This window comes from Xenorhabdus sp. TS4, from assembly GCF_014467265.1.
GTDB classification, from domain to species: Bacteria; Pseudomonadota; Gammaproteobacteria; order Enterobacterales; family Enterobacteriaceae; genus Xenorhabdus; species Xenorhabdus ehlersii.
The window spans coordinates 1-7,239 of record NZ_NKHQ01000109.1 but is presented as its reverse complement, the minus strand read 5'-3'; the positions used below and the strand labels follow the sequence as shown (position 1 = coordinate 7,239).

The 7,239-nt window shown below is 40.5% G+C and carries 12 protein-coding genes; 10 read left to right on the top strand and 2 right to left on the bottom strand.

Features of this window, described 5'->3' with window-relative positions; all coding sequences use genetic code 11:
- A partial coding sequence (locus Xets_RS19535) for a lytic transglycosylase domain-containing protein (protein ID WP_187652396.1) occupies positions 1 to 730 on the top strand: 730 nt, incomplete at its 5' end.
- Between the two features lie 32 nt (positions 731 to 762).
- Here the strand turns inward: Xets_RS19535 and Xets_RS19530 are convergent.
- A complete protein-coding gene (locus Xets_RS19530; RefSeq protein WP_187652395.1) occupies positions 763 to 1,224 on the bottom strand; it encodes a hypothetical protein in 462 nt (153 codons plus the stop codon).
- Positions 1,225 to 1,345: 121 nt separating this feature from the next.
- On the opposite strand from Xets_RS19530, the gene Xets_RS19525 reads away from it, so the two are divergent.
- From Xets_RS19525 to Xets_RS19510, 4 genes are all read left to right on the top strand, one after another.
- Positions 1,346 to 2,167: a hypothetical protein gene (locus tag Xets_RS19525; RefSeq protein WP_187652394.1), complete on the top strand. Its 822-nt coding sequence runs from the start codon at positions 1,346 to 1,348 to the stop codon at positions 2,165 to 2,167.
- Positions 2,168 to 2,274: 107 nt separating this feature from the next.
- Positions 2,275 to 2,751, top strand: coding sequence for a hypothetical protein (locus Xets_RS19520; protein ID WP_187652393.1), 477 nt, complete (start codon positions 2,275 to 2,277; stop codon positions 2,749 to 2,751).
- Positions 2,752 to 2,885: 134 nt separating this feature from the next.
- Positions 2,886 to 3,242 carry a hypothetical protein gene (locus Xets_RS19515; RefSeq protein ID WP_187652392.1) on the top strand — a complete coding sequence of 119 codons (357 nt, stop codon included), beginning with the start codon at positions 2,886 to 2,888 and terminating at the stop codon, positions 3,240 to 3,242.
- Positions 3,235 to 3,750, top strand: a complete 516-nt coding sequence (locus tag Xets_RS19510; protein WP_187652391.1) for a hypothetical protein — start codon at positions 3,235 to 3,237, stop codon at positions 3,748 to 3,750. Before Xets_RS19515 ends, Xets_RS19510 begins: the two co-directional genes overlap by 8 nt.
- A 95-nt stretch (positions 3,751 to 3,845) precedes the next feature.
- On the opposite strand, the gene Xets_RS19505 is transcribed toward Xets_RS19510, so the two are convergent.
- On the bottom strand, positions 3,846 to 4,151 hold the full coding sequence (locus Xets_RS19505; protein WP_187652390.1) for an Arc family DNA-binding protein: 306 nt from the start codon (positions 4,149 to 4,151) through the stop codon (positions 3,846 to 3,848).
- A 117-nt stretch (positions 4,152 to 4,268) separates the two neighbouring features.
- Between Xets_RS19505 and Xets_RS19500 the strand changes: the two genes are divergently transcribed.
- From Xets_RS19500 to Xets_RS19480, 5 genes are all read left to right on the top strand, one after another.
- A complete protein-coding gene (locus Xets_RS19500; protein ID WP_187652389.1) occupies positions 4,269 to 4,442 on the top strand; it encodes an Arc family DNA-binding protein in 174 nt (57 codons plus the stop codon).
- 73 nt (positions 4,443 to 4,515) lie between these two features.
- Entirely contained in the window at positions 4,516 to 5,199 is a 684-nt protein-coding gene (locus tag Xets_RS19495; RefSeq protein WP_187652388.1) for a Rha family transcriptional regulator, read from the top strand.
- A gap of 260 nt (positions 5,200 to 5,459) precedes the next feature.
- Entirely contained in the window at positions 5,460 to 6,329 is an 870-nt protein-coding gene (locus tag Xets_RS19490) for an ORF6N domain-containing protein (RefSeq protein ID WP_222941663.1), read from the top strand.
- 118 nt (positions 6,330 to 6,447) lie between these two features.
- Positions 6,448 to 6,711, top strand: coding sequence for a type II toxin-antitoxin system RelB/DinJ family antitoxin (locus tag Xets_RS19485; protein ID WP_187652387.1), 264 nt, complete (start codon positions 6,448 to 6,450; stop codon positions 6,709 to 6,711).
- A complete protein-coding gene (locus Xets_RS19480) occupies positions 6,698 to 6,979 on the top strand; it encodes a type II toxin-antitoxin system YafQ family toxin (protein WP_187652386.1) in 282 nt (93 codons plus the stop codon). Before Xets_RS19485 ends, Xets_RS19480 begins: the two co-directional genes overlap by 14 nt.
- Positions 6,980 to 7,239 lie beyond the last annotated feature (260 nt).

The window sequence follows — 7,239 nt, the reverse complement described above, 5'->3', positions numbered from 1 at the left end:
TAAAGCTTTACCTAACGCCAAGAAAGGCAATGCAAATGAGCTTCAAGGTCAGGCTGCCCTTGATTCCATGAGAGGGTATTTTATGGAGCTTGAGAAGAGAGAGGGCTTGGAGCCAGGTTTGCTGTATGGGGTTGCTATGACCGAATCGGCGGGTAAAAGGTATTCTGTTTCTGAAGCTGGTGCAAAAGGGCCGTTTCAATTTATGCCACCAACAGCCAAGGCTTACGGGCTTAAAGGTAATGATGTTTTCGATTGGTATAAATCAGCCGATGCAGCAGCTAAAATGCTGGGTAATTTATCTAGGCAGTTTGGTGGCAAGTTAGATGAAACGTTAGCCGGGTATAATTGGGGCACTGGCAATATGAGTGAGTTTGGCATGGATAAAATGCCAAAAGAAACACGCGACTACATCCCAAAAGTCAAAAAGAACATGACTGAGGAACAAAAGAACCGGAAAGCTCAGGGAATTGCACAGTCAATTTCTGATTTTCAAGCAAGGGTGAATCAACCACTTGTACCCAATATGGACATAAACGCACCATTTGAGTTCCTTGCTCAAACCGACAGGATACGTAACATGCCTATGGCTGGTGCAACTAATAATGTCAAAGTAGATATAAACGGCGGCATTAACGTAACTACGACAGCCAGCACCGTGACAGGCAATATAGCAGACGCAGGAGAAGCTACGAGATTACATCTATCTCAGATAATACCGTCAATGGGATAAATTACAGGACTAAGCGGGAATTCCCGCTTAGGTTAAGACTGTTTAATAGGCTCAGCGGATACAAAGGTAGGGAAACCACCGCTACCACATATGCGAGAAGTGAGTTTAATTTTAGCGTCTTGCTTGATTAAATATCGTATATAACCGCGTGCAACGTTCGGAATATCTTTATAAATTGGTGAGATATCATATGTTTCATAGTTACCATCACTATCTTTTACTTTAAAAGTTTCTATAGTTCTTTCATCTGGTGAGGTAGAGATAACGGTAACGCGATCTATCACTGGATCAGAGCAATTAAACCAATGACCTAAAGCATCACTTGGTTTAGATTTAGGGGCGTAGTAAATGCCATATATTTCACCATTACGAATATCCATGTAGTAATCCTTACCTGCATCAACCATCGATTCATACTTTTTGTTTTCTGCTGCTACAGAAGGTAACGCTATTACAGTGGCAATCATAAGGAGTGCGGCTTTTATTAGTCTCATTGCATTGCACCTCAAAGTGGCTGATCTATGTGTACAGCATAACACTAATTTGTTTTCACTGTGTTTTATTTGAGCGTGATGGTTATACTTGGAGCAAATTAATCATTACATGGGGTGATGAATGCTAAGGAAATTTGCTGCTGTCTTATTTTTAGTATCTGCTGTCGCTAACTCTGCTGGTCTTCCCGATCCTCAGGATAAAGTTGCTTTCAATAATTTTAATAAAGTATTAACTGACTTTTTCATTAAAGATGAACTTGAGTCTGTAAAAGACGGCAAGAAGGTGTTAGCGCTTGAGGATACATACGGTCCATACTCAGCAGAAGAAATGTATCGTGATTATAAGCGCAATGAATTAGTCGCAAGCAACAAGTATAAAGGTAAGAAAAATAGAATTCTTGGCACGGTCGAAAGCGTGACTGAGAATTTTATGGGTAACGCTGTAGTTAAGACCGTAAATCCTAATTATTTTCTTGGTGGTGCAATGCTTAACGTTGATAAAAATGATCCATATGTACTGAACCTAGTTCCCGGTTCTTCCTTGGATATGGTATGTAGAGGTCGGGGTTTTGTTATGGATAGTCCCGTTCTTGATAAATGTGTATCAACAGAGAGCTATATTCATTCACAGTTTAGTAGCAATGCTAAGACGAAAAAAGAAATTGAGGGAGTTACCTATCTTTTCTATGTACCAAATGAAGATATTTTGGGTAAAGAGTGCAATACGCTTACATCGTGCAAAGAGCTGGCATCAATATTTGAACGCATGAATAAAGATGACATCACCGAGGACGAAAAAAAGAAAGTTATTAAAATGCTAATGAAGCACGGGGTAACAAAAGCATCAATAGACGAACGAAAAGAAAAAATGAAAAACTTCTTTGAGCAATACAAAGTCGAATTGAACAAAAGATTCGGTCTAGGTAAGAGTCTTGATTGGTGATCATGCAAGCATTAGCAGGTAACGGCTCTATCACGGAGCTTTCCCCTCATCCTATTTAACCATAGCTATTATACTTAAGCCAAGTTGATCAATGTAAGAGGTAGTAAATGCTGAGGAAGATTGTTTTTGTAGCCACCTTAGTTGTATCAATGGGGGCTGTTGCTGATAACGGAGTTTATACCGGCGATGACGGCAAGCTCGATATTCGTAATGGAAACTATTTTTGTGGTATTTATCCAAGTGGGGTATTAAGCAATTTCAAAGGATTTCCATCCGGTCACTTCCCACGAGCTATGTTAAGAATCGAGCATGATGAAGAGGGAAAGTATCTAGTTACGGATCTTCATCCAAACATACCGATGAGTGCTAAGCCATCCCCATCTTGGGGTAGCTTTGGCGCAACGGTTAAGCTTGAATCTAGTAGTAATAATTCCGTGAAATATAAAGAGTATGTGAACGATAGTAACTATGCATTCCTTATAGGCAGTGAAAAGCTGGGTATGATGGCAATTTTAAGCACAGATGACGCATTTAGCCCTATAAATGCAGTGTTAGGTAAGTGCGAAAGAATGAATAGTTATTAATAGCCGCCTAGCGCGGCTTTACGTGATTTTTGTAACCCTCTTCACACTTTCTGGATGTGCTGATCAAATAACCAGTAACACCTATCATTGACTGAGTGGTTAAATGTGAGAAATGTTTAACATTGGGTGATGTTATGAAGATTTTGTTTGATAGTGAAGAGGAATTGTTTACAGAATTAAAGATAATTAAGCCAGAAACACTGACCGATTTTTTTTCTGATAGAGTCAGTGAGGCCGTTGTCTGTCCCATATGCAAAAGCAAAAAAATAAGTATTCCCTTCGGATTTGGTGATGATGAGCCTAATCAGGCTACTAGATCTAGATTCTTGTTACCTGTAAGGCGCTACCCTGCGTTCTATTCTGATGGATTTCACATAAAAGATTATTATTTTAGAGCGATATGTTCGAATTGCGCCTATGAAATAAATTTCTCGGTAGCAGTAATCGTTGAATGGTTGAGGGAAAATCAAGGGAGTGCCAGAAATGAGTAAAGCTATTAGGGAGGAAGGAAATGTTGCGTATGTTATTGGGTGGATAGATTTAGATCAAAATCCTCATAGCGAGTATGATAAAGGTAATAGCAATGTGGAATCACGTAATAAGGAGGAGCATATGCCAGATAACTTCACCAAGACAGAACTTGAAGCCCTCTTAAAAGCTAACAAAGCCGAAGTTGATGTTGTAGCCGCTACCATGAAAAAAGATATGGCAGAGTGGAGAGAACAGCAAAATGTTCAGTTAGCCAATCTGAATATTTCGATTCAGTCCTTATCGGCAAAAGTCGACGGAAAATTTGAGGCTGTAGAAGGCAAAATTGACGGTTTAAAATCAAGCATTTCCACAACTCAATGGACGACATCAATAGGGTTGGCTCTAGTAACAATTATTATGTCTGCCGTAGTGCTTGCATCCAGTTGGATAATATCTAGTAAAGGCGCTACGTCACAGCCCCAACCAACAGTAACCCAGAACCAGCAAGCAGAGCCATCCCGAAAATAGCCCCATCACGGGGCTTTTTTGTTGGTAACTACGAAACTTTCGTAGTTAGGGAATTCGATTGTGACAATTCAGCCCAATTAAATAAAATCAGTAGGTTATTTATCTTTCTTGCTAGACCACTCTGCGAATATCTTGGCTAAAGTTAATATGTCTTCCTGCTTCTTAGAAAGCAGTCTTTTGAATTCTTCTATTCCATCCTCGAATGTGGCCTGAGCATCCTCTGGCGACATGTTTGGGTCGATCTGGCTAACGCCAGTATCAAGTGCATCTTGCAAAATTTGAACAATCTCAGAGTTCATTGATCTGCCATTCTCTTCTGCTCTTTTGGCGATAGAGTCCCTCATGCCATCGGGCAATCTGAGCATGAATTTATCTTGGTTTGCCACGAGCTTTTTAGTCATTTTAATTACCTTTTTATTTAATTCTAAAATAATGGTAATAGCATATTGACATCATGTAAATATAAGTCATACTGACATCATGTCATTATGACATCATCAACTGGGAGAGAAATAAAAATGAAAGACGCCCTGTACACAGAAAGAGCAACAGAAACGTTCAGCTTACGTTTACCGAAGAGAGTGAAAGAACATGTCATATCGAAAGCAAAAGAAGAAGGCTTGTCTTTGAATTCAGCAATTATCCAAAGACTGGTGTGGAGTATCAACGATGAGAAAAAGAGGATTGGGTAATAAAGACGAAACCTCGAAGGCTGCCACCAACGAGGCTTCAATAACGTTAAATATGTACAAGGAAAATAACGCTATGAAAATTTTAGCACCTGCAACACAAGCTGTCACTATGTCAAGCGTTGAGATTGCCGAACTGGTAAATAAACGCCATGACAACGTTAAGCGAACCATTGAAATACTGACTAAAAAAGGTGTAATTACTTCTCCTCAAATTGAGGAAAAGCCCACTACTGGTCGCCCCGTAACATATTATCTGTTTAAAGGTGAGCTAGGTAAGCGTGACAGTATCATTGTAGTAGCTCAACTATCCCCTGAATTTACAGCAAGACTGGTAGATCGCTGGAAAGAGCTGGAAGAAGGAAAAACCTTACCTCAACTATCGGAAATGGAAATGATTGCCGCCATTGCCAGTAATGCCGCTCGTAATGAAAAACGAATTTCTGCTGTAGAACAAGACGTAGAGCAAATAAAGCAAGGCACTATCCCGCAAGGATATCAGGGATACAGCTATCTACAGGCAACCTACGGTCTTAGTAATGCTAAGAGCAAGCAATTAGTTATCGGATGGAGTGTGCCACATAAGAAAGTTCCTCACGTTGCACCGGGCGGACAGGTTACGCAAATGTCAGTGGTATACGAAGGCGCATTCGAAAAGGCTTTGCATCAGATGATGAAAGAAGCAGAGCAACGCGGTTCACAATGGTCTCACCCCAAAATGGGCAGGTTCTCCATTACGGGATGGAAGGTGGCAGCATAACCACGGCGTTGAAGTAGCGTAAGGATTTGAAGGCCAAGGATGGCTAAGGGATAGTTAAATTATCACATTACGTTATTAATGCAATCGATTAACTCGCTATAAATTTGATTTACGAAGCACTTCCCAAATTCACTATAGAAATCTTTATAAAAGTTACAGTAACGAGATAAATAGTATCTTTGTAAAACGGTGAAGCCCCAACTACGCCAATAGTCAGGGCTTCTTATACAACGTCTAATATCATCTCAAGGAAAATAGACATGTTAAGTATACCAGTTAATGAAGTTTGTAAAACCTCTAATTCTGTACAAAGTATGACCGCCATTATGCACAACAGCATTCCAGTTATTACTACTGAGTTGTTGGCTAACGTTTATGAAACAGATGTTATTAACATTCAGGTTAATCATTCCAGAAATAAAGGCCGTTTTGTAGAAGGTAAACACTTCTTCAAGGTTGCTGGGCAAGGACTTAAAGATTTGCGGCTTACTTTAAGTAAGTCACAAAATTTGCGACTGACAGTTAGTCAGTTACAAATTTCACCAAAAGCACGAAGCCTCGTCCTCTGGACAGAACGCGGCGCTGCTCGTCACGCTAAGATGTTAGATACTGACAAGGCATGGGATGTTTTCGAGAAGCTGGAAGACTTTTACTTCAATCAGAAAGAGGCGGAAGCAGTAGCAACCAAAACCACAGTCCAACAACGCAATCCCTTAAAGAACGCGGTTAACTTACTGGTGAGTAAGAAAGGCATCATGTACCCAGAGGCTTACTCACTGGTTCACCAACGATTCAATGTAGAGCATATAGATGAACTAACAGTAGAACAGCTACCACAGGCTATCGAATATATTCACAAAATGGCTCTCACTGGAGAGTGGCTTCCTAAAGAAGAGTTACCATCGCATGAACCGATAGCAATAGATTTATCACTGGAGCTGAATAACATCGGCGTGATTTACAAGCACCTCAAAAGAATGGCTGATATATGGGAAGAGTCTATATCGCCAGCATTAGAGTTAGTGAATTCACCAATTACTTCACGGTTTCACACTTACTTGTGGGATGCCTCTGGTGCAACTTACTCAACGAAATGTGCAATTGAACGAAAAGTTAAGCTATTGAACTAACCCTAAGCCACGGATGGCTTTAATTTCGAAATAGGTTATTTTTTGCCCATAAAAGTTGATAATAAGTATTCATTGAATTACAATTGAATTACAACGTCATTCAATGAGAGATATTATTATGGCTACAAACCAGCTAGTACAAACCCGTATTGACGGTGAAATTAAAGCAGAAGCGGCTGCTGTTTTGGCTGCGATGGGACTGACTGTATCGGATGCCGTCCGTATGATGTTAACGCGAGTGGCAAGAGATAAGGTATTGCCGTTTGAGCCTCTGATACCAAATGAGACAACAATAGCCGCAATGAAAGAAGCTCGCAAAGGTGGCGGTAAATCATTTTCCTCAGTTAAAGATTTAATGGCTGATCTCAATGCGGACGACTGATTATACAAGCCAGTTTAAGCGAGATTACAAGAGAGAAAAGAAAAGCCGTCATCGTGAAACTCTGGATGACGCACTTATGACGGTGACTGAATTACTGGCCTCTGATAGCTTGCTGGAACCGAAATATTGTGATCATGCCCTTTCTGGTGATTGGAAGGATTTTCGAGACTGTCACATTAAACCTGACCTGATATTGATTTATCAGAAGCCAGACGCTGACGTATTGCGTCTTGTCCGACTTGGTTCTCACTCAGAACTTGGCTTATAGCATTTTTTGACAGAACAGAATCAACTTGAATATAACCCGCACTCGCGGGTTTTTCATTTCTAAGGCCGCTTAACTGCGGTTTTTTTGCGTCCAAAAATGAGGTGCCTATGTTTGGAATGCCAGACCTACCCAAAATGCCCGATATCCCAAACTGGAAGGGGATTCCTGACGCCGCACTGGATGCAGGTATTAGCCTAGGCGGTGCTGCATTGATAAATAAGCTGTTTGGTAATTATTGGGGGATTTTCAATCAATACGGA